Raw genomic sequence first — 25,284 nt, 5'->3', positions numbered from 1 at the left:
TCAATGTAAAGCGTGGCTGGGAGTATAATTTGTCAACTAATCAAATTCGCAATGTTGTCATCGTAGGGGGTGGTACAGCCGGTTGGCTCACCGCTGGCGTAATTGCCGCTGAGCACATGGCTCATTCAGAACAAGGTATATCAGTTACCCTAATTGAATCACCGGACGTGAAACCTGTGGGTGTGGGCGAAGGAACTTGGCCAACTATGCGCGGAACCCTGCGTAAGATGGGTGTTACCGAGACCGACTTTATCCGCTGCTGCGATGCCACATTCAAACAAGGTGCTAAATTTGCTAAATGGGTGACCGGAGCAAAAGATGATGCCTATTACCATCCACTGGTTTTGCCTCAAGGTTATGAACAAATTAATTTAGCGCCATTTTGGCAACAGCAAGCTGCGCATATTCCCTTTGCCGATGCAGTGTCATTTCAGGGGCAAATATGTGAGCGAGACTTAGCACCAAAACAAAACACTACCCCAGAATTCGCCCATGTTGCCAACTATGCATATCACTTAGATGCAGGTAAATTTGCGGCGTTCCTACAACAGCATTGCACTGAAAAGCTTGGAGTCAAACACATACTTGATACTGTAATCGCAATTAATAGCCATGAAAATGGCGATATTCGAAGCTTATCAACGAAACAACATAATGATCTTAACGGTGATTTATTTATCGATTGCAGTGGATTCCATGCATTATTAATTGGTAAACACTATCAAATACCATTTATACACAAAAAGGACATTTTATTTAATGATGCCGCACTAGCGGTACATGTGCCTTACCCTGATGAACAAAGCCCGATTGCCTCGCATACTATATCGACTGGACAAAGCGCCGGCTGGATTTGGGACATTGGTTTACCTTCGCGTCGCGGTGTTGGCCATGTTTATTCCACAGCACATATCAGTGATGAGCAAGCTGAATTGGAATTGCGTCAGTATATTCGTGAAAGTATTGGCAATAAAGTTGATGAACTTGATGTTCGTAAAATTCCCATTGTGCCGGGCCATCGTGAAACCTTCTGGCATAAAAACTGTGTTGCTGTTGGTTTATCGGCTGGATTCTTGGAACCACTGGAAGCCTCAGCATTGGTATTAGTCGAATTATCTGCGGCGATGATCAGTGAACAGCTTCCAGCCAATCGCAACGTAATGGATATAGTCGCAAAACGATTCAACAATAAATTTCGTTATCGCTGGGACAGAATCATCGATTTTCTAAAATTGCATTATGTACTGACCAAACGTACTGATTCTGATTATTGGATTGACAATTGCCGAGCTGAAACTATTCCTGAGGGGCTCACAGAACTGATGGAATTGTGGCAACACCAATCACCATGGCACAGTGATTTTACCCAAACCGATGAGGTATTCCCGTCAGCAAGTTATCAATATGTATTATACGGAATGGGCTTTAAAACTCAGCAGTCTAAAACGATTAGACGCTCTGATAATCAGCAAATTGCGCTGGAAAATTTTAGAAAAAACCAGCAAATGACAGAAAAGTTACTCAGAGGATTACCCACCAATCGGGAACTGATTAACAAAATTCATCAATATGGATTGCAACGAATTTAGGTTTAAGTTCACAACTGTTAAAGCGAACCACCTTCACCAAATATTAATTAGGAAAAGCTAATGGCCAACCATCAACTACTGGATAATGTCACCCACAAAGATTTGCAGGTAATCACGGATTTTTTGCCTAACCTTGGCGATGATATTAGTTTTACCAATGTGTTTGTATCTGAGTTTCGTGAAGCTCAGGGCTTGTATCCACTATTTTTTCACAAACATACTGACACTGGAAAATTCGAAGCTATAGCGCTTTTTGGGTTTGCCCCACTAGAGAACCTTTATCTAAACGATTCAGGCTGGCAGGCCAACTATATTCCGCTAACTATTCGTAGACGCCCTTTTCTGATTGGCTTCCAAAACGTGCAAGTTGATGGTGTGCTGAAACAAGATCCCGTGGTATTTGTGGATATGGACAGCCCAAGAGTCAGTCAAACTGCCGGAGAGAAGGTATTTCTGGAACAAGGTGGGCAAAGTGATTATTTGCAAAATATTAATTCTGTACTGCAAACCATTCATCAAGGACATTCTCAAACTGATGAATTTATAGACACCATTATGCAATATGAGCTGATTGAACCGGTTAGTATAAAAGTACAGTTAAAAGACGGCTCTAATCATGAGTTAAATAGTCTTTACAGTGTTAACGAAGAAAAAGTAGCAGCCCTTCAAGGGGATGTTTTACAAAAGTTACACCAACAAGGATACTTACAAATGATGCATATGATGGAGGCGTCCATGTCGAACTTATCACTATTAATTGAAAAGAAAAACGCGTCGTTGTAAGCCCTATGAAATTGCCTTTCGATTCAAAAAATAGCTTAAAAGAAGTGCTTAACAGTACAATAGCCGACTTAAATCAAGCACAACTAAGTAGTTCTTTACCCTGTATTTTTAGAGGTCTAGTGGCAGATTGGCCATCCGTAAAAGCGGGATTAGAATCACCTCAATGTGCAGCTGATTATTTAAATCAATGGGCCAACAACAATCCCGTTCAGGCATTTGTGGCACCGCCAGAAGTGGCTGGCCGGTTTTTCTATAATGACGATTTGCAAGGCTTCAATTTTCAGCCCAAAACCACCGTTTTTAAAACCCTGATTAACGAAATTATTGCGCTTGCTGGGAGCAAGGATTCACCTTCCACTTATCTAGGCTCAACCTCGGTGAATCATATTTTGCCGGGATTCACAGAACATAACAAATTACCGCCATTGCAAGACTCGCCGTTAGTCAGTATTTGGGCTGGTAACCGTTCTCGTATAGCTGCGCACTACGACATACCAGATAACCTTGCATGCAATGTAGTCGGCCGACGTAGGTTTATATTATTCCCCCCCGATCAGTTAGCTAACCTGTATATAGGTCCGTTGGATTATACGCCGGCAGGACAATCAGCGAGTTTAGTGGATTTTCATCATCCAGATTTCGAAAAATACCCTAAGTTTGTCGAAGCAATTGAACACTGTTTTATCGTTGAACTTGAGCCGGGAGATTGTATCTTCATTCCCAGTATGTGGTGGCATCATGTTGAAGGGCTGACTGAATTTAACGTTTTACTGAACTACTGGTGGCGTCAAGTTCCGGATTACATGGGCACGCCACTAGATGCACTCAATCACGCAATATTAGCCATTCGTGATCTACCTGAATCGCAACGTCAGGTGTGGCAGGATGTTTTTCAACACTACGTATTTAATCCTGCAGAAAACGCGCATATTCCCGCCACTAGAAAAGGAATTTTAAGCCCCTTAGATGAAACCTTGGCGAGACAGCTACGCAGTCAGTTATTAAACAAATTAAACCGATAGTGTAACGAAAAGTCTATACTTTACCTCTACGTGCTTCTAACTGGTCGCGAACTTGTCTAGCTGTGGTTTCCGTGATTGGATAAATCAGGATTAACCCTATTGCAATCAGCGAACATACAATTGGGATGCCCGCATCAGCCAAACGCATCAAGGTGATAGTCGTGTGCGATTGTTCTCCGCCAAGTTCAACATCAAACCCCGTAGCAATCAGAATAAAACCACCAGCAGCTAGCGCCACGGCCATGCCCAATTTAACCACCCACCAATAAATCGAACCGAACATCCCCTCGCGACGGGCAAATGTCTTTAGTTCATCAAAATCACATACATCAGCAATCATCGAGCCCATAAGTGTGAATAAACCTCCTAAGCCAAATGAAATAAAAGGCACCGGAATAAGAATCAACCAAGGGTTTTCAGGTGTATAACAGAACCACTTTAATCCGTAACCAACGATGGAAAATCCAATGGCAATGAAAAACGCTTTACGCTTGCCATATAAAGTAGAGAGTTTTGCGGTGATGAATATGACACAAAAAGTAGAGATTGCAGAAAGAGTGCCCGCCCAACCAGCGTACTCTGAACCGAGGTTAGTATCACCAGCAAAAACATAATAAATAATCACGTAAAACTGGAACGAAGAAACCATCATAAAGCCATTAAAGACCAAGAAAGTAGCGCCACATAGGCACAGAAAAGGTTTATTTTTCAAGGCCTCGCCAAACCCTTGGAAAAACCCCTTAATACCAGGACTGAGAATTTCAGTGTCGGTTTGAGCGGGTTTATCCAAAATCGCCAAATTAGGTTCTTTTAAGAATATCGCAGGCAAAATACCCACAAAAATCGTAAAGGAACCAATAATAATAGCCAGCCACCCCGCGCCTTGAATCATGTCATCGAACAACTTATCGTTTTGCATGAACCACAAAAACCACGGAGCCATGAGATATGCCATTTGGCCCATGAAGTTTTGCACTGCCATTAAGCGGGTGCGTTCATGATAGTCAGGGGTTAATTCATAACCTAAAGCGATGTAAGGCGTTGCAAATACCGTGTAGGCCAAATAAAAAAACAAAGAACCGATGAGAAAAAACCAGAAATAGAACATTTCACTTTGTTCTCTAGGCAATTGCCAAATCAATGCATAAATAATCCCAGCCGCGATAGCCCCACAAAATATATAGGGCCGCCTGCGTCCCCACTTAGTTTTGGTGTTATCACTGATATATCCCATCAATGGATCAGTTAACGCATCTGTTAGCCGCGGTAACGCACTTACCAAACCAACCAACGCCGGATTCATGGCTAAACCTAAATTTAGGACAATAACCATTCCGCCAATTGCCGCACCGAGCAGGTTATTAACTAGTGCGCCTAGGCCATAAATGAACTTGCGCAATAAGGGAATTTTGTCTCGATTTGCTGTTACCTGAATAGCGCTTTGGGCAGAAGTCGCGACATTACTCTTGGTCATTGAAATGATTCCGGTGTGTATCAGGTTAAGGTTGAGCGCTCGAATTAACGGGCAGCATAAAACTAGTTAACAATAAAATTACATTTTATCGAGCGCCAGACAAACGAAAAACGTTAAGTTGTGGCAATACACACGTCGAAGCGGTCAAACGGGCAAAGTGATTAAGCAAGGAACTTTGTGTAAAGGGCTATTCAGAAGGAAGAGTAGCAACCGACCGCCTTAACTCTCGGCTAGTCCACTTTGGCTTGTTTAATTTGAATTGTTGTATAAGGGAGTTAAGGTTAATGATAAAAACGTTAACAAATGCTCTTCACAAGACGTTGTCGTCTTAGCGAAGAGTTTTTCTTTATGGAATCAGGCAAATCTATGCTTTCAACTGACCAACCTTCATCATCGACCTGTGTAGCTGTTAGTTACTCTGACAGAATCACTCACCTTCTCTCAAAAATGCATATAGATGAGAAGATTGGACAGCTTAGCCAAGTAATGGGCAACGACAGTGTACAACTTGAACAAGATGTCAGAGACGGGCTTGTGGGCTCAGTCATTAATGAAGTCTGTGCGAAGACACTGTCGAAACTGCAACGTATTGCCACAACAGAAAGTCGATTAGGGATTCCGCTGTTAGTCGGCAGAGACGTGATCCATGGCTTCAAAACAATATTCCCAATTCCGCTGGGCCAAGCAGCAAGTTGGGATCCAGAATTAGTAAAAAAAGCCGCACAAATTGCCGGCAAAGAAGCCTCAAATGTGGGGATTAATTGGACGTTCGCTCCGATGATAGATATTAGTCGCGATCCTCGCTGGGGACGTATAGCTGAAAGTTTTGGTGAAGATCCTGTGTTATCTTCGATAATGGGAGTGGCCATGGTGGAAGGTTTTCAGGGCGATAACTTGCAGAGTTCAACAGCCATTGCCGCCTGTGCGAAACACTTTGTAGGCTACGGAGCTTCGGAAAGTGGTCGAGATTATTGCACCACCAATATTCCACAAAATGAGCTACGTAATATTTATTTCCCGCCCTTTAAAGCCGCCGCCGATGCAGGTGTTGCCACCTTTATGTCGTCTTTCAGTGATTTAGACGGTTTACCTGCCAGTGGTAATAAATGGCTAATGGACTCAATATTACGTAAAGAGTGGCATTATCAAGGCTTTGTAGTGAGTGATTGGGAATCCATAGCACAATTACAAATTCATGGTTTGACCGAAAACGCTGAAGAGTCCGCCTTCACAGCATTTGACGCGGGTATTGACATGGAAATGGTCAGCACTACCTATCGTGAAAATCTTTCGAGCTTGCTTGAAAACAACAAGGTGAGTGAACAAGAAATTGATCAGCGGGTACTCAGAATACTTCATTTAAAAGAAAAGTTAGGCCTATTCGATCTTGACTATGAGGCACACGAAAAGCGCAGAGCCCATCAACAAGGCCCCTTGTATTACGACAATAACGACTTAGAAATAGCCAAACAATTAGCGCTAAAAAGCTGCGTACTACTGCAAAACAATAACCAAAGGTTACCGCTAAACTGTAAAAAATTAACCAGTATTGGCTTAATTGGACCTTTGGCAGATGACGGTTACGAGCAACTAGGCACTTGGATTTTTGATGGTGAAGAAGAACATAGTATTACCCTTAGACAGGCCCTTAACGATGCCTTGGGTGAACAGGTAACGCTAAATTACGCCAAAGGATTACAAAATACCCGAACTCACAATACTGATTTAGCTTTCGACGCCATCGAGATAGCCAAAAAGTCAGATGTTGTGGTTTTATGTTTGGGGGAGGAATCCATTTTATCTGGCGAAGCCCATTGCCGCGCTGAGCTTGATTTACCGGGACAACAGCAGTGGTTAATCGAGAAAATCGCCGCTACTGGTAAACCTATAGTACTGGTAATTATGGCAGGAAGACCACTCACCATAGAACCCATTTTGGATAAGGTCGATAGTATTCTTTATGCCTGGCACCCAGGCACTATGGGAGGACCTGCTATTTCCGATTTACTATTAGGAAAGTCATCGCCATCGGGAAAATTAACAGTCTCATTTCCCCGAAAAGTGGGGCAAATTCCAATTTATTACAACCAAAAGCATAGCGGTAAACCGGCTACCGAAGAACAATGCATTCACATGAATGATGTTCCTGAGCGCTCCCCACAAACCTCATTGGGTATGGCAGCAACGCATTTGGATACCCATTTCTCACCTCTTTTTGAGTTTGGTTTCGGGTTATCCTATGGCTATTTTGAATATACGAATTTAACTTTGAACAAAAAGTCCTTCTCATCTGGCGAACAAATCAAGGCCAAAGTGACCATCAAAAATGCCGGACGCTATGCTGCAGAAGAAATTGTACAAGTGTATATTCGAGATTTAGTTGGCAGTGTCACCCGCCCAGTAAAAGAGCTCAAACAGTTTAAACGTGTTTTTATTCCCTCTGGTCAAAAAGTCGATGTTGTTTTTACACTGGAACAATCTGAGTTGGCATTCTATGATCGTCACATGCAATTGAATATTGAAGCTGGTAAATTTAAATTATGGATTTCAGGTAGCGCCAAAGCGAGCCTAATAACGGAGTTTGTATTAACCAATGGTTAAACTAAATAGCGGATTTAATCAGCAAATAATTGACCATGTGGAGACACTTCTATCGTCGATGACATTGCCGCAAAAGATCGGTCAAATGACTCAAACAGAGCGCTCTACTTGCTCTGCAGAGGAGATATATCAATATCATATTGGTTCAGTTTTAAGTGCAGCAGGTTCAGCTCCAAGTAACAACGAATTACAAGACTGGTTGGATATGACCGACGCCTATTGGCTGGCGTCAATGAAAGCCGATGAAAACCACTTAGCTATCCCGATTATTTATGGTGTCGATGGGATACACGGTAACAACAACGTTAAAGATGCGGTCATTTTCCCACACAATATTGGCTTAGGGGCAAGTGCAGACTTTGAGCTTATTGAAAACATCGCAAGGGTAACTGCCAAAGAAGTTTGCGCAGTGGGTGTCGATTGGGTTTTTTCACCTAATTTAGCCGTTGCTCAGGACTATCATTGGGGGCGAACCTATGAAAGTTTTTCCGAGGATACTAATTTAGTCTGTCAATTTGCCAGCGCAATGATCACAGGCCTACAAACCGACTTAACCCATTATGGAGTGCTAGCTTGCGCTAAACACTGGATCGGTGATGGCGGCACTAAGCATGGAATCGATCAGGGCGATACATTACTCGATTGGCAAGATTTAGAACGAATTCACATCCGCCCCTACTACCAAGCAATTGAAGCTGGCGCACTGTCTATTATGGTCTCTTTTAGCAGTTGGAATGGTGACAAGTGTCACGGCCATGGCCATCTACTCACCAGTGTTTTAAAACAAAAAATGCAATTTCCAGGATTTCTAATTTCCGATATGCAGGGAATCGATGATCTTGCTGCAGACTTTTATTTGGCGGTAGCGCAAGGGGTCAATGCAGGGATAGACATGTTCATGGTGCCTGATAATTGGAAAGAGTTTATTGAACATTTAAGCGCCCATGTGGAATTAGGAACAGTTTCTATTGAACGTATAAATGACGCTGTACGAAGAATTTTATCAGTCAAAATGGCTGCCGGGTTATTTGATAAACCTCAACCATCAAAGCGTGCATTGGCAAAAGATGCTAATTTTGGTTCAAAACTGCATCGTGATATTGCCCGTGAAGCGGTTCAAAAATCATTGGTGTTACTAAAGAATCAACACGCCATCTTACCAATTAGCAAACAAGCAAGGGTGTTGGTAACAGGAACCAATGCAGACAATATAGGTCATCAATGCGGTGGTTTTACACTTTCTTGGCAAGGCATTGATGGTAATCAAGAATTTCCAGCTGCAACCTCAATCTGGCAGGGGATCAAAGCACTCAACGCTAACGCTGAATTGATACCCGAGTCAAAAATAGCCGCAGTCAAACAGCAAGATTTTGATGTCGCAATAGTGATTGTAGGCGAGCGGCCTTATGCAGAAGGACTAGGCGACATTCGTTATAGTGACAATGTGATGTTCGAGTCAGGTAAACAAATAAATGGAAAACTACAAATCCAGTCGGCATCAGGTAATTCTTTAGCGTTAAGCATGATTGACCCTCTGGCGATGAAAACTATTGATTTGTTAGTTAACAAAGGAATACCCGTAGTGACTTTGTTGGTTTCCGGTAGGCCATTGCTAATTAATCCTGAGTTGGACCAATCTGCGGCCTTTGTAGCAGCTTGGCTGCCGGGATCAGAAGGCGCAGGTATCGCAGATGTTATATTTGGTGATGCCTCCTTCTCAGGGCAACTGAGTTTCAGCTGGCCTGAAAATTCTCTGGATGCCACAGACGCAAACAATGTCAGCTACCAAATAAAATTCCCCATCGGTTATGGTTTGACCTATGGAACCCCCACCCCACTAAAAACAGCAAGCTAGAGTTATGTCTCATTTTGCGATTTTAGAGGCAATACATGACATTCCAGTTTTACAATTTTCTGAGTAAAACTATTGAGTATTGTCAGATAACCCTGCGACAGAACGAGATACATTTTCAGCGCCCTCTTTAATTTCATGAATGGCCGTTTCAACTGCTTGTAATAAGTCTGTGCCTTTTTTTGCGGTATCAGAAACGGAATTGATATGACGAGTAACCTCATCCGTCAATTCTTGATTCAAACGCACCACATCGCCAATTTCATTGGTAGAATTACTTGTGCGAGCAGCCAGTTGACGAACTTCATCCGCGACAACCGCAAAACCTCGCCCTGTATCCCCAGCCCTTGCTGCTTCAATTGCGGCATTCAGTGCTAACAAGTTAGTTTGATCGGCGATAGAGCTTATTGTCGAGACAATACTACCAATCAAATTTGACTGATTGCCCAAGCTTTCAATTAACTTTACAGACTCTATAACTTCTTGCTCTATTGCGCTGGAATTAAGAACGGCATTTTTTAACGTTTCTGAACCTTGCATAGCAATTTGAGCAGTTTCAACTGCAGTAGAGTAAGCCACTTCTGCTGCTTCAGACACAGCTAAGTTTTGTTTCACCCGGTCGGAAATATCTGCAGCAAACTTAATGACTTTAATAACTTCCCCGGTCTCTGACTTTATCGGGTTATAAGTGGCTTCTAACCATATTTCTTGACCACTAAACGATTTCCTGACAAACATTCCAGAGGTTAGCTTGCCACTTTCTAAATCATCCCAAAAAGTCGGGTTGTCTTGATAAAACTTATCTGAACAAAAGATTCTGTGATGTTCTCCTTGTATATCTTCTAGCGTGCAGTCCATGGTTTGTAAAAAGTTTTGATTGGCATACAAAATATTCCCTTGAGGAGTAAACTCTATGACCGCCATTGACAAATCTAGGGCTTTACTTATCGCAAGTTGAGTCTGTAACGCGGTATATTGTTGGGTCACATCCGTCGCAATTTTAACTATTTTAGTCACTTTACCGGCATGAACAATCGGAAAATACGTTGCATCTAACCATAATTGTTGGCCATGTTTATTTAGCCTTGGAAACGTCCCTGAAAAACTTTCGCCTGATTGCAGCTTCTGCCAAAACTCATAATATCCTCTAGAATTAACATACTCATTGTCGCAGAACATACGATGATGTCGTCCTACAATTTCATCATTGTTAAATTGAACTACGGAAAGAAATAACGAGTTGGCCATCAAAACCGTTCCATCGGGAGTAAATTCAATATAAGCAACATGATTTTGGATTGAATTGACTAATGAAACCTGTTCGCTCAAGGAGTTTTCTAAGGTAACTATTTTTTGTTTTAGGTCACGGTTAAACATTACAACTTCTCAATTTGAACCGTCAATATGACGGTGTAGTGCGAATATGACAGTGTTTTGCGGCCTCAATGAGGCGACATGTATTTTCAGCTAAAGCTCGAATAATTTTGCTCAATTAGATTTTATAACACTGTTTAATCAACCCAGCCCCGAGTAAATACGCTTTAGTGATGCTGTTTATTTTTATTATTAAAAATAAACTAACATAAAAGCCAAACAAAACAATTCAAACAGTATGCTAATTGCTAGAATAAAACGTTAAAAATCATCATGGTAAGTATTACTACCGACAGTTGGGTTTAATTTTTCCCCATAAAATTCTTGTGGGTAAAAATTCTTTTATTAAAGAATTACAATATATTGGGAGTAATCAATGCAAGAGAAGTTAGTCAAGGTTAACGGTGTAAATATTGCCTATCAGCTACATGGAATACCATCAAATCCTACCATCTTACTCATTCATGGTTTAAGCACTCCGTTAACCGGCTGGCCAATAGAACTAATCAATCTTTTGGTAGCCGCTAACTTCCAAGTATTATTGTTAGATAATCGTGATATTGGTCGCTCTGAAAACTTAAATCACTTAGGTTTGCCTAATTTAGTTTGGACGTTGTTTAAATACAAAATGGGGCGGTCTCTCAAGGTCCCATACCAGCTGCATGATATGGCAAAAGATGTTAGTGCATTAATCGATGAACTTTACCTTCCCAAGGTGCATGTAGTTGGCGCGTCAATGGGGGGGATGATCGCGCAATTGTTAGCGATTCATCATCCTCAGCAAATTAAAACATTAACCTCGATTATGTCCACCACTGGAAACCCAGAGTTACCAACTGTGCATAGATCAATTAGGCCGCTTTTAATCAGTAAACCCAAGTCACGCCAGTTCGAAGATGTGCTAAACCACCATGTATCAAAGTGGCGCGCCATAGAAAGTCCCGACTATCCGGCCGCTAGTCCATATCTACAAAATTACGTCCAGAGCATGCTACAACGAGGCATACCTTCCAGAGGGGCGGCGAGACAATTTTTGGCTATTTTAGCCGCTGAAAATAGAGAGCCAGCACTTTCCAAAATAACCACGCCAAGTTTAGTAATCCACGGTGACAGTGATAAATTAGTGCATGTGGCGGGCGGAAGGGCGACAGCTGAATCAATCCCAAATAGTAAACTGAAAATTTACCCTGGAATGGGACATGACCTACCAGTGCAGCTGATTCCCAGCATTGCCAGTGAAATTATTCAGCACGCTAGGGAACATCATTGATTAATAGCTTATCGCGTCTTTAAGACAACCTAGATTAACCTTTGCGCAGCAGGTTCTAATGGCTATTTGGTTGTTTAAAACTAGTCTTCTTGAAAACGGTTTTTCACGTCCAACATTTTGTCTAAATTTTGCTGAAATAGCTCAACGATTTTGGGATCAAAATGTTTACCCTTTTGTTCTTGCAAAAACTCCATGGTCTTTTCAATTGTCCAAGCTTCTTTGTATGGACGTTTGCTAGTGAGCGCATCGAAAACATCGGCTAATGCGACAATACGACCATGAATAGGTATATCTTCTCCAGACAACCCTTTAGGGTAGCCGCTACCATCCCATTTTTCGTGATGAGTCAAAGAGACGACTTTTGCTAAATCGATGAGTTCTGAATCCGATTCACCTAAAATCTCAGCGCCAATTTCTGGGTGCTTTTTCATTATCTCGAATTCTTCAACAGTAAGCCGTGCCGGTTTGAGCATTATTCTATCTGGGATACCTATTTTTCCGATATCATGCATAGGCGCAGCGTGAAATAAGTCATCTGCCGCACTCTCAGAAAATCCATAAGCCAGAGCTAATAATCTAGAATAATGACTCATGCGAACTACGTGCATTCCGGTTTCGTTGTCTTTATATTCTGATGCTCGACCCAAGCGTTGGATAACTTGCAAACGTGTGCGACGCAACTCCTCTGCATCGACTAAAGATAAATGAGTAGCGACACGGGCTTTTACTACAGCTGGGGAAATAGGCTTGGATATGTAATCTACCGCGCCCACTTCAAACCCTTTAGCTTCGTCTGTAGCATCCACTAACGCAGTAATAAAAATGACTGGAAGATGTTTGGTTAAATCGTTGGATTTAAGCGCGGTGCATACTTCATATCCAGTCATTCCTGGCATCATAACGTCTAACAAGATTAAATCGGGTTTAACTTTTTCGACCAGATCAAGTGCTTCAAATCCGCTTTTCGCAAAGGTTAGAGAATAAGACTCTCTTAAGATTTGATTCAGTATCCTCAGGTTAGCGGGTTCATCATCTACCACCAGAAGTTTTTGTCGATTAACTGCTGTATACATAGTCTATTCCCATCTCTAACTGACGCGCAATTCACTTTGCATTTGTTCAATTAAATTAATTGCTTTTTCGAATTCGAAATCATTTAAGACTTCGACAATTTCAACCATTTTTGCAAACAATGGATGCTTATTCTGTGACGACAATTTATCAATTAGTAATTCATCAAACTCATTTTTTCTGACAATCTCAACTAATTGATCTAATACTAGTAACAAAGCGTCATTACTCAAGAATTCATCTTCTTCAACCAAACCTTGGTTCATCTGTTGATTTCGCATACCGATAATTTTTGCAATTTTATGCAGCTCATCCATCATAGATTGAACCATTTTAAGCAAGTTTGTAGCGTCGGCTTTTTCGATATTATTTTCCAGCTCAGACGCAATCCCCGCAAATTTAGCTAATGATAAGTTGCCTGCAACTCCTTTCAATGCATGAACGCTTTGTTCAAGTTCAGACCATTCTGCGATTTCAATAAAAAACGTTAATTGTTCTAATTTGGCTTCACAGTCGCGAATAAACTCACTGACTTGTTGAAATAACGTGGTTTTAGAGCCCCATAATTTCGTGCCTTTATCAATATCTATTGATAATAAGTGGTCCAACTGTTGTTCGACAGAAATAGTGTCATCGACATCTCGATGTAACTTCAATACTTTAGCAATTTCAAAAGTAAGCAGTTCAAAGTTAACAGGTTTGTTAGCAAACCCCTCCATTCCCGCTTCTAAAGCAGACAGACGATCTTTTTCTAGCACACTGGCCGTTAGCGCAACAATGGGAATATGCCGTAATTTTTCTAGCTGTTCTTGCTCCCTGCGTTTTTGTGCCGCGCTTAGCCCGTCCATCACTGGCATTTGAATATCCATCAGTACCACGTCAGGTTTGTCATTTCGCATCCGAATCAGGGCTTGTTCCCCGTCGCGAGCGGTAATAACAGTATGCTCAGCACGAGTTAACAAAATCGTTAGTAAATCAATGTTCTGTTGCAGATCATCAACCACTAAAATGCGTAACTTGGGCAGTTTGGTTGGCAATAGTTTTGCGGCTTTTTGGCTTTTACCGTCGACTTTCTTAAGTGGCAGCGTGAAGGTAAATACGGAGCCAATATTCAATTGACTCGTAGCGGAAATACTTCCCCCCATCAGCTCAACCAACTGTTTACTGATAGTCGTGCCAAGACCTGTGCCACCAAAGCGTCGACTCATTGATTCGTCAGCTTGCTCAAAGGCTTCAAAAACGTTTTGCAATTGTTTTTCTGACATACCAATACCGGTATCTTTTATTTCAAATTTGACCATCTCATCAGTATGTTTTGACAACATAATAGTGACGCTACCCTTGTGGGTAAACTTGACCGCATTGCCGACTATATTGGTTAGAATTTGGCGAATTCGATCAGGCACACCATTATAGTTACCGGTGATATCAGTGGCGATTTCAAGATCGATAGAGACCCCTTTTCGCTGGGCTTGTAGCCATAAAGTTGATACCACGGCATCAATTTCTTCGACGATAGAAAAATCGCGATATTCTAATTGAAACTTGCCTTTATCTAACTTAGCGCTATCCAAAATATCATTCAGAATATGCATCAAAGATTTAGCGGATTGATTAATCGTAGTGACATGCTTTTTCTGGGTTGAAGATAGTTCACTATCAAGCAGAATATCGCTAAAGCCAACAACAGCATTCATGGGAGTGCGAATTTCATGACTCATATTCGCTAGGAAAGCAGCACGAGCAGAGGCTGCTTGTTCGGCTTTGTTCTTAGCCTGCACCAACTCTTGCTCGATAGATTTGCGTTGGGTGATATCCATAATAAACCCATCAAGATAATTTTCACTGCCATCTTCGCTGCTAATCGCGCGACCATAGCCCAGCATCCATTTCGTCTCACCAAACCTATCAATAACTCGATAATCAATCACAAACCCATCAGGGTTATCAAAATCGGTTTCCATAATATGTTCGTTATCATCAGGGTGAATAAAATCCGCAAAACGACGTTGCCCTTTGGGTAAAATAAAGTCTTTTGCAGGGTAGCCGAGGATATTCTCCACTTCATCACTGATAAATAAAAATGGCCATTCTGCTTGATTTAAACAACGATAAGCTATGCCTGGTAGGTTACTCAACAGCGAACGAAAACGCGTTTCGTTTTCGCGTATCTCAGATTGTAGTTTTAGTCTTCCACGTAAATCACGTAAAAACGCAACAAATAGGTGTTGGTTTTCAATTTCAACGTGACCTATATATAATCTGACGGGAATAGTTTGCCCTTGCTTAGTAAGAGCCTCAACGTCTCTGCTTGCACCAATAATTTTAGCTTCTCTGGTGCGCAAATAATTACTGATGTAGCTATCATGTTGGTCATGATGTGGAGCGGGAACAACTTTGTTGACGTTTTTACCAATTAAATCCTCTGCCGACCAACCCAATAAGCTCTCGACTGAACGATTTACACTGATTACTTTGCCCCATTCATCGATAGTGATGATTCCATCTACGGCGGTATCCATAGTTGCTACTAGGCGCTTTTCATTCTGTAACGAACGAGCTGAAATATCTTTATATTTGAAAACGAAATTCAGCGCAATTACCAGCGCGATAATAACAACTGTAATAAACGCGATAGTAAGTGCGAGGAAAAGTGAAATGTGTTCAGATTGCTGTGATAACTCCATTCCTTCAGGTAGCACAAAACGGGCTGCGGCCATGCCGGTATAATGCATAGCGGATATAGCGATCCCCATTACCACACTGGCTATGCACATCTTAGAAAATTCACTTAACTTAATTTGGGTAAACTTATCTAAGCCAAAACGAAAATAAAGTGCGACAAAAGCTAAGCCAACTGCGACTAAAATAGATAGCATAAACATTGGTAAGTCATAACGAAGTAATGGCGCCATTTCCATAGCCGCCATTCCAATATAATGCATAGAGCCTATGCCTGACCCTACCAAAATCCCGCCTAATATCAATTGCGCTCGACTTATGTTCTCTTGCATAAGAAGGTTTTGAGCGACCCAAGACGCAGCGATCGCAGGTATCAATGAAATCAGTGTTAACGACATGCCATAATTGACATCAGTACATAAATCAAATGCCAACATACCAATAAAATGCATCGACCAAACACCACCTCCCAAGGCGATGCTACTAACCATCAATGCTAATTGTCGCCGTTTAGGCGATAACGAATTAGCGGCTTGGTACCCCACTTGAAATGCCATGAAAGAAGCAAACATTGCAATAAATACCGACAGGGCAACCAACCAGAAATTATATTCTCCGATGACTAACAAATTATTTGGTACTGCTTCAAAAACATTTTTAATATTGTTATTCATTCAAGCGGAGCCTTGTCCTTACAGCATTTTGCCATTGTTAAAGATTACTTTTGTTTTCATGGAAGGAATTCTCAGCCTAACACGCGTTTAATATTTAAACTAAAATCGTTAGCTTAACCGAGACAGGAATAAACGTCTAAAGGGCAAAGTATGTGAAGTTTAGTTGATCTTTTAGCGATTACTTTTATCAAAAACAATCATTTTAATCTGTTGTTTTGCATAGTAGCAATGAACCCTAAATGCGGTCAATTAACAACTCTTGAACTACAACTCTACAACATAAACTAAGGTTCGTCTCGGCACGCCTAGTTAAAAGGTAACAATAATAGCCATAAGCAAATTTATGAGACCGAAAACAAGAGTAAAAAGGTTGTTTAGCAACAGCTGAAACGCGTTTATTTAGCGACTTATATACAGCAGAACGAGGTTTTGAAGGGGAATAAGACGAGCAACTTAACTTCTTGGGCCATTCTCTATTTTAATAAGCACTCCGTCTCGAAATTCCAAAATCTTATGAAATTGACCTTTTGGTTGCTTGTAAAGATAGCGCTCTAGTTTAACGCCACGGTGTTTTTTCTGCTGGGTAGTTAAGTCTTCTTTAAAACTAGGTTCGCCACAGGTTAAAATTACATCCAAGGTAGTGTCACCGGTTTTAATTAACTTTGAGCCACAACGCAACGTATCAGCATAAACAGAATGGCTCAAAATGCTGGCGCAGATCAACAGTCCGAAACCTAATTTATTGCGAAATCCAAACACCATTGCTTCTCCATGAATTAACTTTATAAACTGCAACCCCACTGACTTTAGCAAGTCAGTGGGGAAAATCAACGAGGGAAATGGGGCTTTTACTACCATGACTATTTTAGGTGTAAGCTTTAATTCGCTTAATTTCGTTATCTAGAAGGCTGTTCATTGATTCCATTGTATTGCTGGCCATAGTGAAATAGCTGTCGCCATCAATATTAATATCTGTAGGTTGGATGAGTTCCTGTTTAATAGTCTCAGTCAATATTTTACACGCGTTTCTGGCTTCAACGATTAAACGTTTGCTCTCCTCATTTGAAAGGCCGGCCAATAGGCTAAAAGAAGTCATCGAGTATTCTTGAATTTTCTGTTCAAGATATTTCAGCTTGTTTTTGTCCATATTGGTTATCTCACCTGAGGAGGCAACGGCGATTCCTATTGATCTTGCCTGACCGATAAACTCGACAGCCATAGGTAACTCTTTCCAAATACATTGCAGGTCTAAAATTTCTCTGGGTAACTTGTGCGTCTTTTTCCAATCATCAGCAGCAACTTCCATTAACCTTAAGAGGTTTTCTATCAAACTAGTATGTTGCGTAAAACTCTCTGCGATAGTTAACGAAAAACCATTTTTTTCAAGACGTGGCCAATGGTCAATAAAACTCAGCCAGCGAGACTGTTTGTTAAATACGTCATCTTTGTCTAAATTTACTATCCCTAGATCAATTTTTTGGCGCAACTCAATAATTAATGGCTCGACTCGCAGATTACCATTTAAATAGCCGACACTGAGTCCTCGGTGACGCTGCAAGTTGCCGATTAAACTGCGGAGTTGGGTAATCACATCCAGAGCGCGGATCAACCTAATACGGTCCGTAATTCTCGTATAAGCTCTAACGAAAACCAAAGCGAATATTAAAACGGTTAATATGATGGTAAAAGTTTCTAACATGTATATCCTAAATTGGGTAACAGAACGAAAAATAAGCTAATCGCTTTGTAATCTAAATTGCTTATAACTAATCAACACTTTTTAACCAATGAATAAAAAGTCGACGGGCCTTATCACCTATAAATTAGAACTGTGAATTTGTTTAAGCGCTTAAAATCAACATTACTGTTAACAAAGCAATTATTAAGCCACTGCGATATATAAATGCGGGAAGACATTGATTGATAATAAGCAAAACCACTTTAAATAGACAACTAACAATCTGTTGACAAATATCAGGCTATTTTTTACTTTTTAATATGAGAATCGGCTAAGACGAACAATATTTATTGCACACTGCCAGCTCCATCGCCCCATTTTGGTGCACCCTATTTCCCTTTTAGCTTTTCAGAATCATAGTTTACTGACATTTGGCAGTGTTTCAGATATTGGCCGTGTATCGAAAAAAAGACAGCAAATCCCAATTCCAATATACTCTAAAGATTAGGGAGTGATGAAGGTTACAGTCTTTTCGCAACTTAGATTAGTAAGTGTATGATTGGAAAATTGAATGGCAAGCTTGCCATTGTTTTTTGCCTCACGTATGGATTTTTCCAACCCTTGTTTCAAGCTTAAATGTCGCTTATTGACATAATGATAAAGTGGCAGTTTAGATACTTGGCTGGGTAAAAATTGAAACGAATCATAGCTAGATGCACATAGTATTTTTTGCGCTTCTATATCGGTGGCAAAAATTGCATCCAACAGTCCGGTATCCAATTTTTTTGCTATTGAATTAATGTTTTCAATAAAATGGCACTCAATGCTATTTTCAGCACAAAAGTCTACTGCACCGCGGAAACTAGATAAAACGCCGACGATAGAAGATTCATCAACTATACAATCATTTTTATTTAAACAAAAAAATCCAATCTGCAAATGTCCGATAGACTCATCGATTTTAATTAATTGACTAAAGTGCTCCCCTACCACATCAAGCCGAAACCCTTCAGCATCTAAAATTCCTTCGTTGACCATCTTCAATCCTCGTTTTGACGGATAAAATGTAAACGAAGGCGTGATATCCACTGCCTGATAAATATCGGTGTAATATTGAGTAAGATGCGTCGCTTCAATATCGTCTTTAAATAAATCCAAAATATTGACAGTGTAATCTTTCGATTTCACAGGGAATGCAACCGATATAAAAATTAAAATCAATAGTAATTTCATAATTTACCAATTCACTTGAACCAATACGATTTTAGCAGAGATACTATTTTAATGCTCATAACTCACTCAATTTGGGAAATATTTTCAACATAAATTTTAAACTCTAAATTTGGTGTACTTTTTGCTTTTTGAGCTGCACTTACTTTGTTTCTGACGTTTTTAATGATGTCCTGTTGTTGCTCCATATCCTTCAAAGACTTCACTTGATTGATCTATTAATCTCGTCAGACACTGTTTCAAATTCAAATCGAGCAACCTGCTAGCGATTAGACGTGTTCAAACCTTCACAGGATCCCAAAAATGTTCAAAATTTCTACCTTGTTTATTGTTATCTTCACTGTTAATTGTTTTGCTTCACCGCAAAGCGCAGAAAAATATGGTCCTAGAGAGTTTCCAGATGGCGAAAAATGGACCGCAATAGTCGCAGCATATTCACCAGAGATCCAAGCTATCGACGCGGCTTTTTCGAAAATACCTGATGCCCAGATTGAGCAAACATTGACCATAAAAGGCGTTAAATATCAGTTAGGACACTTTAAAGGTGAGCCTATTGTGATCTTTACCACCGGCATTAGCGTGCCTAACGCAGCAATGACGATGCAAATGGCATTAGACTACTTTCCAATTGATAGAGTTGTAATGATGGGAATAGCAGGTGGCGTGAACCCGGCTTTTCAACCCGGTGACATCGCCATTCCTGAACGTTGGTACTTTCATGATGAATCCGTTTACGCTAATCCACAAGCAGATAATAAAGGGGGTTATATACTGCCAGATTATTATGAACATGCGCTAAAACGCTACGAGGAACGTGAACAGAATGATCCTAATGCGCCTGCATATGAAAATATTGGTTTTATTCATCCTGAAGAAATGTCAGTGATTAAACAAGGCTGGTCAGAACCGCGACAGATGCCCTATTTCACCGTCACCCCAGAACTATTAGATTTAACCCACAAAGCCCTGTCTTCAATGGACGATATAAAAATGCCTTCTGGACACCCTATCAATATAAAGGTAGGTGGTAATGGAGTTACCGGCTCAGTGTTTTTAGATAATGCCGAATATCGAAATTGGCTACAACGGGTCTATGATGCGCAAGTGGCAGAAATGGAATCAGCTGCAGTTGGGCAAGTGTGTTTTGTAAATGACGTAGATTGGATTGTAATACGCTCAGTGAGTGATTTAGCAGGTGGTCAGCAAGGTAAAAATGTCGAAAATGTATTTGATGGAATTGCATCAGGAACCGGAGCTCAGTTGCTGATTGGGTTGTTAGATCAAATTGTCAAATTTCAATCTGAACTTCCTTCTCAATCTCAATAAAGCCAATTTACACAATCCAACTTAAATAGCATTTATAGTTTAAGAGACCTTTTAGTTAAAAGGTCTTTTTTGTTTAAAGCCGCAAAAAACCTAATTAAATTATCCAGTAACACGCAATTTCCCCCCTCTTCACACCCTCTATTGAGAATGGTTCGCATTCATATTTACATTACGGTTAATTTTATGTAGTATTTCGGCGATAAATTTTAGCCCTCGCAAATCAACAAAAATCGAGGTTGCCAGCATTGTTAAATGGCATTGATGTTTCAGACGGTGCCATTAAGTTTATAAGTAAATTAGCATAACAATATTAGACATAAGGTAGGGCAATGGGATTTTCATTGGGTACAGTTAGGCAGTGGCATTGGATTAGCGCCTCTGTATGTATGGCGGGTATGCTACTTTTCGCAGTAACTGGCATTACCCTTAACCATGCAGCTGACATACCAGCCCAACCTACATTTAATAGCGTAGAAGAACAGGTGCCAGATGTCATTATGCAGCAGTGGTTAAGTGCAAGTGAACAACCGCAAAAGCTATCTGTTGAAATCGAAGACTGGCTCTATTCGAATCATCAAATTGTTCTGCCAAGTCACTACAGCAGCGAATGGGATGGCACAGAATTTTATTTGCCATTGCCCCGTCCTGGGGGCGACGCTTGGTTGGCCCTCGATGCCGAAACTGGGGAATTTGTTTACGAAGATACGGACAGAGGATGGTTAGCATACTTCAATGATTTACATAAAGGCCGCGACAGCGGCACGGTTTGGCGTTGGTTTATCGATATCTTTGCCGGTGGTTGCATTATTTTTAGTGGCACTGGCTTAATTTTGTTGTGGCGTCAATCTTCCCATAGGCAGTCAACAGCGCCATTAGCGGCTTTAGGAGTGTTAATCCCGCTAGTGCTTATGCTGCTGTTTATTCACTAAAAGAGTAACTATATGTTCATACCCAAAAAGTTATTAATTATAAGCGCTACTTTAAGCATGTTTTCTAGTTATGCGAATAGTCAGAAGTTAGCACTTGAGATCGATATCCCGCAGTTAAATGTAGCTGAATATCATAGTCCTTACGTCGCCGTTTGGTTGGAAAACAAGGCCCGAAAATCTACCCAAATCGCAGTATGGTATGACGTTAAGATGGCAGACAATGAAGGTCAGGAATGGTTGAAAGACATGCGCCAATGGTGGCGCAGAGGGGGGCGCAGCTTGAATTTACCCTACGATGGCCTAACGTCGGCCACAAGAGGCCCAGGAAGTTATCAAATTAGTATCGACCTAGATAAAGATGAATTGAAAGGGCTAGAGCCTGGGGATTATAAATTACGCATTGAAGCGGCACGAGAAGTCGGTGGCAGAGAGTTGATAGAGATACCACTGACGTTACCGCTAGATACTTCTACTTTACCTATTTATAAAAGCGGTAAATCAGAGCTGGGTAATATTAGCTTGAATTTACAGACTAACGATTAACCATTTACTGGAGTAAATTACATGAAAACCACACATTTATTAAAACTTTTAGCTGCGGGCATGCTAACTGCTTCAGTCGCGATGCAAGCCCAAGCGCATAGAGCATGGATGTTGCCTAGTTCGACAGTATTGTCAGGCGATGCGCCTTATGTGACCTTTGACGCAGCAATTTCCAATACATTATTTTTTCCTGATCACGTAGCCATGAATCTAGCCGGCGTGAAGGCATATGGACCTCAAGGTAACGCCGTAGAACTTCTAAATGCGGCAAAAGGTCAATATCGCAGTACCTTTGATATTCAATTGAATCAAGAAGGCACATACAAGCTAGCCACCAGCAGCGGCGGTTTACGTGCTATGTGGGAAGACGAAGATGGTAAACGTAAAATGTGGCCAAGACGTGGACAAACAGCTCAGGATTCTGAATTCGCCACAGCTGTTCCTAAGGACGCAAAAAAATTACGAGTTAGCCGCAGTTATCGTCGGGTTGAAACCTTTGTAACCTTAGGTGCACCAAGCGACGACGTTTTTGCCCCTACCAATCAAGGATTAGAAATGGTCCCGCTGACTCACCCAAATGATTTATATGCCGGTGAGGCCGCTACATTTACACTTTTAATTGATGGCAAACCCGCAAAAGGTGCCACTATTGAAATCATTCCTGATGGAGTTCGTTACCGTAATCAACAAAACGAAATTAAACTAACCACCAACGATAAAGGTCAATTTGTAGTAACTTGGCCAACTGCTGGACGTTACTTTTTAGAAGCTGAATATGAAGATGATCAGGTTTCAGCGCCAGCAACTAAGCGCACAGGAAGTTACGCAGCAACACTTGAAGTGTTACCAATGTAACCAAACTCGGAAGATATCTTTTGAACGAAACAGTGCGAATTAGTCTGGCGTTTTTTTTAACCTTAGCGTGGTTATTTTGGTGTATCGGGTTGTATGTGCGCCACAAGCGCACGCAACCTAAAATTAATTTAGCCGCTTCAACGTTAATTGCCTATGCCAGTCAAAGTGGTTCGGCTGCAGCATTAGCAACTAAAAAAGCCCAACAACTCGGCACGCAAGAGGCAGTCAATTTACTGCCTCTTGACCAAGTTAACAAACAAACCTTGCAGGCCACTAAACAGGCCCATTTTGTGGTCAGCACCTACGGAAACGGCGAGCCACCAGATAATGGTCAGCGTTTTTATCAAGATATACTATCCAAAAAGTCAGCTATTGATTTGTCACATTTGCAATATTCAGTCACAGCTCTAGGCGATAGCACATATGAACACTTTTGTGCATTTGGTCACAATTTGCATAGCGGTTTAGCCAATTTGGGCGCTAAATCTAAAGCTGAAGTGATTGAACTTGATAGTCAAAATATGCCGCTAACTGAAACTGAACAGGCAGCGGATCATTTCTGCGATTGGCAACTCATCGATCGCCAATGTCTCAATCCTAAAAGTGATAATCCGCCTTTGTATTTACTGACTTTTAGCGTGAAATCTGAACTTCCTAGTTGGCAAGCTGGTGATGTGATTTCTATTCAGCCACGCAATGATGCAAAAAATATTGAGAATTGGTTAAACAAACATCAGCTAGATGGTCGTATGCTGGTAACTAAAAATGGCCTGAGTCAACCGCTAAAACAACACTTAAGCACTGTTGTATTGCCAAAGCGTTTTACTTCTAAGCATACTCCCCCAGCGATTTGGTTAAGCTCATTAGTCCCTCTGCCAAATAGAGAATACTCAGTCGCTTCTGCACACCATGAAAACGTACTTAAATTAATTGTCAGACTACAGACCTCCCCTGATGGTAAACCTGGAATCGGCTCCGGTTGGCTTACTCAATTCAGTAAAATTGGCGATATTTCCAAAGGAACTATTCGCGCGAATAGTCGCTGTCACATTAAAAGTGCAATACGTCCATTAATCTTGATCGGCGCAGGCAGCGGATTAGCGGGCTTACGTGCGCAACTCGCACAACGAGCGATTGAAAGAAAAACTGGGCCGGTATGGCTGATTTATGGCGAACGCGACCCACAAAACGACAATATGCTCAAGGGTGAATTGGAGAGTTGGCAACAAAGTGGTTTGATTACTGATTTACATTTTGCGTACTCAAGAGCCCCTCAAGAGCCAGCCTACGTGCAAGATATTATTCATATCAATTCAGAAAAACTGAAAACCATGGTACATAAAGGAGCAGACATATACGTCTGTGGTAATAAAGCCGGAATGGGTGACGGCGTTCATCAAGTGTTAACCGAGTATCTAGGGCAGGAAAATACATCAGCATTGTTAGCAAACGGACGATATCGACGAGACTTGTATTAACCAGCGACGATCGGGATCTTGCCCCAAGCAAACATTCAAACATTCAAACTTCACTAAATCAATGTCACTGCACCATCGCTTGCTGTGATTGTTTAAAATCTTAGCGTCCAATACCAGACATATGCAAGCCCACGGATAATTGCCGAATTTTTAAAGAGAAAAAAGTAGGTATCTGAAAAAGCCTATATATTGAAAAAAGTTATACTCTATGATTAAAATAGGTAAAATTTATACACATACAAGGCCCGAGTTTAAACACGCGCATTTGCGGCTTATTAATAGTGTTATAACGCCGATAAAGTCGAGAGCTATAGTGGAATCCAAAAGGATTTAAATGAAATTATACCCATATTCAAATATTAAAACCGAGAACCTATTTACACTGTTATTGGCGTCGCGGCTTATAGGGGCAATTGGTTACCTAGCAATTGTTGCAACCTTAGGGCTTCTCATTTTAAGTATATTTGCAGGTCCCCAAACTATTGCAGGAGACCCCAATAGCCCAATAGTTTCAATGTCTACTCTAGGGTATCGTGAAGTTGTTTGGTCGCTAAGCTTTACTAGTTTTATTTCTGGTTTAATTTGCCTTAGTTTAAGCGGTTTGTGTGCAGCAGTAGTTTCATGCGAATATAAATATACAAGGGTTAGTTAACTTTACCATATATCAAGCAAAAGCATCGGGAAAGTACTCGCGGGGCTTGGCCCAAATGCGCTCGCGCTTTCCGCTGTTTAGGGTGTTAATTTTACTCAACATTGAAGGTCAACATATGTTTTGTTTGACCATAAAACGTTGTGATATCTGAGTCAAATTTAGAAGCAATACCCCCCGTGTATCGATACAAGGAGCATTTAG

19 protein-coding genes are annotated in these 25,284 nt (G+C 41.0%); 11 read left to right on the top strand and 8 right to left on the bottom strand.

The genetic code is table 11. The features are described from left to right. Positions 1 to 29: 29 nt before the first annotated feature. Genes KO530_RS16815 through KO530_RS16805 form a run of 3 tightly spaced genes read left to right on the top strand, consistent with a single transcriptional unit; the run spans position 30 to position 3,394 of the window. Entirely contained in the window at positions 30 to 1,589 is a 1,560-nt protein-coding gene (locus KO530_RS16815) for a tryptophan halogenase family protein (protein WP_216049617.1), read from the top strand. A 60-nt stretch (positions 1,590 to 1,649) separates the two neighbouring features. Beyond that, positions 1,650 to 2,372 carry a SapC family protein gene (locus KO530_RS16810; RefSeq protein ID WP_216049616.1) on the top strand — a complete coding sequence of 241 codons (723 nt, stop codon included), beginning with the start codon at positions 1,650 to 1,652 and terminating at the stop codon, positions 2,370 to 2,372. 5 nt (positions 2,373 to 2,377) lie between these two features. Next, on the top strand, positions 2,378 to 3,394 hold the full coding sequence (locus tag KO530_RS16805; protein WP_216049615.1) for a cupin-like domain-containing protein: 1,017 nt from the start codon (positions 2,378 to 2,380) through the stop codon (positions 3,392 to 3,394). A gap of 13 nt (positions 3,395 to 3,407) precedes the next feature. Here the strand turns inward: KO530_RS16805 and KO530_RS16800 are convergent, their stop codons facing one another. After that, on the bottom strand, positions 3,408 to 4,868 hold the full coding sequence (locus KO530_RS16800) for an MFS transporter (protein ID WP_216049614.1): 1,461 nt from the start codon (positions 4,866 to 4,868) through the stop codon (positions 3,408 to 3,410). 348 nt (positions 4,869 to 5,216) lie between these two features. Here KO530_RS16800 and KO530_RS16795 point away from each other — a divergent pair, with 348 nt between their 5' ends. Together KO530_RS16795 and KO530_RS16790 are read left to right on the top strand one after the other, a co-directional pair. Further along, entirely contained in the window at positions 5,217 to 7,469 is a 2,253-nt protein-coding gene (locus KO530_RS16795) for a glycoside hydrolase family 3 N-terminal domain-containing protein (protein ID WP_252729339.1), read from the top strand. Further along, positions 7,462 to 9,324: a glycoside hydrolase family 3 protein gene (locus tag KO530_RS16790; RefSeq protein WP_216049613.1), complete on the top strand. Its 1,863-nt coding sequence runs from the start codon at positions 7,462 to 7,464 to the stop codon at positions 9,322 to 9,324. Before KO530_RS16795 ends, KO530_RS16790 begins: the two co-directional genes overlap by 8 nt. Before the next feature lie 69 nt (positions 9,325 to 9,393). On the opposite strand, the gene KO530_RS16785 is transcribed toward KO530_RS16790, so the two are convergent. Beyond that, entirely contained in the window at positions 9,394 to 10,698 is a 1,305-nt protein-coding gene (locus KO530_RS16785) for a methyl-accepting chemotaxis protein (protein ID WP_216049612.1), read from the bottom strand. 373 nt (positions 10,699 to 11,071) lie between these two features. On the opposite strand from KO530_RS16785, the gene KO530_RS16780 reads away from it, so the two are divergent. Continuing rightward, a complete protein-coding gene (locus tag KO530_RS16780; RefSeq protein WP_216049611.1) occupies positions 11,072 to 11,965 on the top strand; it encodes an alpha/beta fold hydrolase in 894 nt (297 codons plus the stop codon). Positions 11,966 to 12,045: 80 nt separating this feature from the next. Here the strand turns inward: KO530_RS16780 and KO530_RS16775 are convergent, their stop codons facing one another. The 6 genes from KO530_RS16775 to KO530_RS16750 all read right to left on the bottom strand — a co-directional run bounded on the left by KO530_RS16775 (position 12,046) and on the right by KO530_RS16750 (position 19,506). Next, the gene (locus KO530_RS16775; RefSeq protein WP_216049610.1) at positions 12,046 to 13,038 is read right to left on the bottom strand and encodes a response regulator; all 993 of its coding nucleotides are present in this window, start codon (positions 13,036 to 13,038) and stop codon (positions 12,046 to 12,048) included. Between the two features lie 15 nt (positions 13,039 to 13,053). After that, a complete protein-coding gene (locus tag KO530_RS16770; protein ID WP_216049609.1) occupies positions 13,054 to 16,392 on the bottom strand; it encodes an MHYT domain-containing protein in 3,339 nt (1,112 codons plus the stop codon). A gap of 453 nt (positions 16,393 to 16,845) precedes the next feature. Continuing rightward, positions 16,846 to 17,250: a DUF2845 domain-containing protein gene (locus tag KO530_RS16765; RefSeq protein WP_216049608.1), complete on the bottom strand. Its 405-nt coding sequence runs from the start codon at positions 17,248 to 17,250 to the stop codon at positions 16,846 to 16,848. A gap of 7 nt (positions 17,251 to 17,257) precedes the next feature. Continuing rightward, positions 17,258 to 18,091 carry a nitrate- and nitrite sensing domain-containing protein gene (locus KO530_RS16760; protein ID WP_216049607.1) on the bottom strand — a complete coding sequence of 278 codons (834 nt, stop codon included), beginning with the start codon at positions 18,089 to 18,091 and terminating at the stop codon, positions 17,258 to 17,260. 483 nt (positions 18,092 to 18,574) lie between these two features. Then, complete coding sequence (locus KO530_RS16755) at positions 18,575 to 19,303, bottom strand: hypothetical protein (RefSeq protein ID WP_216049606.1); 729 nt, start codon at positions 19,301 to 19,303, stop codon at positions 18,575 to 18,577. Positions 19,304 to 19,365: 62 nt separating this feature from the next. Further along, on the bottom strand, positions 19,366 to 19,506 hold the full coding sequence (locus KO530_RS16750) for a hypothetical protein (RefSeq protein ID WP_216049605.1): 141 nt from the start codon (positions 19,504 to 19,506) through the stop codon (positions 19,366 to 19,368). 97 nt (positions 19,507 to 19,603) lie between these two features. On the opposite strand from KO530_RS16750, the gene KO530_RS16745 reads away from it, so the two are divergent. The 5 genes from KO530_RS16745 to KO530_RS16725 all read left to right on the top strand — a co-directional run bounded on the left by KO530_RS16745 (position 19,604) and on the right by KO530_RS16725 (position 24,431). Continuing rightward, on the top strand, positions 19,604 to 20,626 hold the full coding sequence (locus KO530_RS16745) for a phosphorylase family protein (protein WP_216049604.1): 1,023 nt from the start codon (positions 19,604 to 19,606) through the stop codon (positions 20,624 to 20,626). A gap of 329 nt (positions 20,627 to 20,955) precedes the next feature. Beyond that, positions 20,956 to 21,555, top strand: a complete 600-nt coding sequence (locus KO530_RS16740; RefSeq protein WP_216049603.1) for a PepSY-associated TM helix domain-containing protein — start codon at positions 20,956 to 20,958, stop codon at positions 21,553 to 21,555. A gap of 12 nt (positions 21,556 to 21,567) precedes the next feature. Continuing rightward, positions 21,568 to 22,098, top strand: a complete 531-nt coding sequence (locus KO530_RS16735; RefSeq protein ID WP_216049602.1) for a DUF2271 domain-containing protein — start codon at positions 21,568 to 21,570, stop codon at positions 22,096 to 22,098. Between the two features lie 21 nt (positions 22,099 to 22,119). After that, positions 22,120 to 22,953 (top strand): DUF4198 domain-containing protein, encoded by an 834-nt coding sequence (locus KO530_RS16730; RefSeq protein ID WP_216049601.1) that lies wholly within the window; start codon positions 22,120 to 22,122, stop codon positions 22,951 to 22,953. 20 nt (positions 22,954 to 22,973) lie between these two features. Next, on the top strand, positions 22,974 to 24,431 hold the full coding sequence (locus KO530_RS16725) for a flavodoxin domain-containing protein (protein ID WP_216049600.1): 1,458 nt from the start codon (positions 22,974 to 22,976) through the stop codon (positions 24,429 to 24,431). Positions 24,432 to 25,284: the final 853 nt, after the last annotated feature.

This window comes from Aliiglaciecola lipolytica (assembly GCF_018860635.1).
In the GTDB taxonomy this organism is placed as follows: domain Bacteria; phylum Pseudomonadota; class Gammaproteobacteria; order Enterobacterales; family Alteromonadaceae; genus Aliiglaciecola; species Aliiglaciecola lipolytica_A.
Note: the sequence above shows the minus strand (reverse complement) of the source record. Positions and strands in the feature narration are given on the sequence as shown.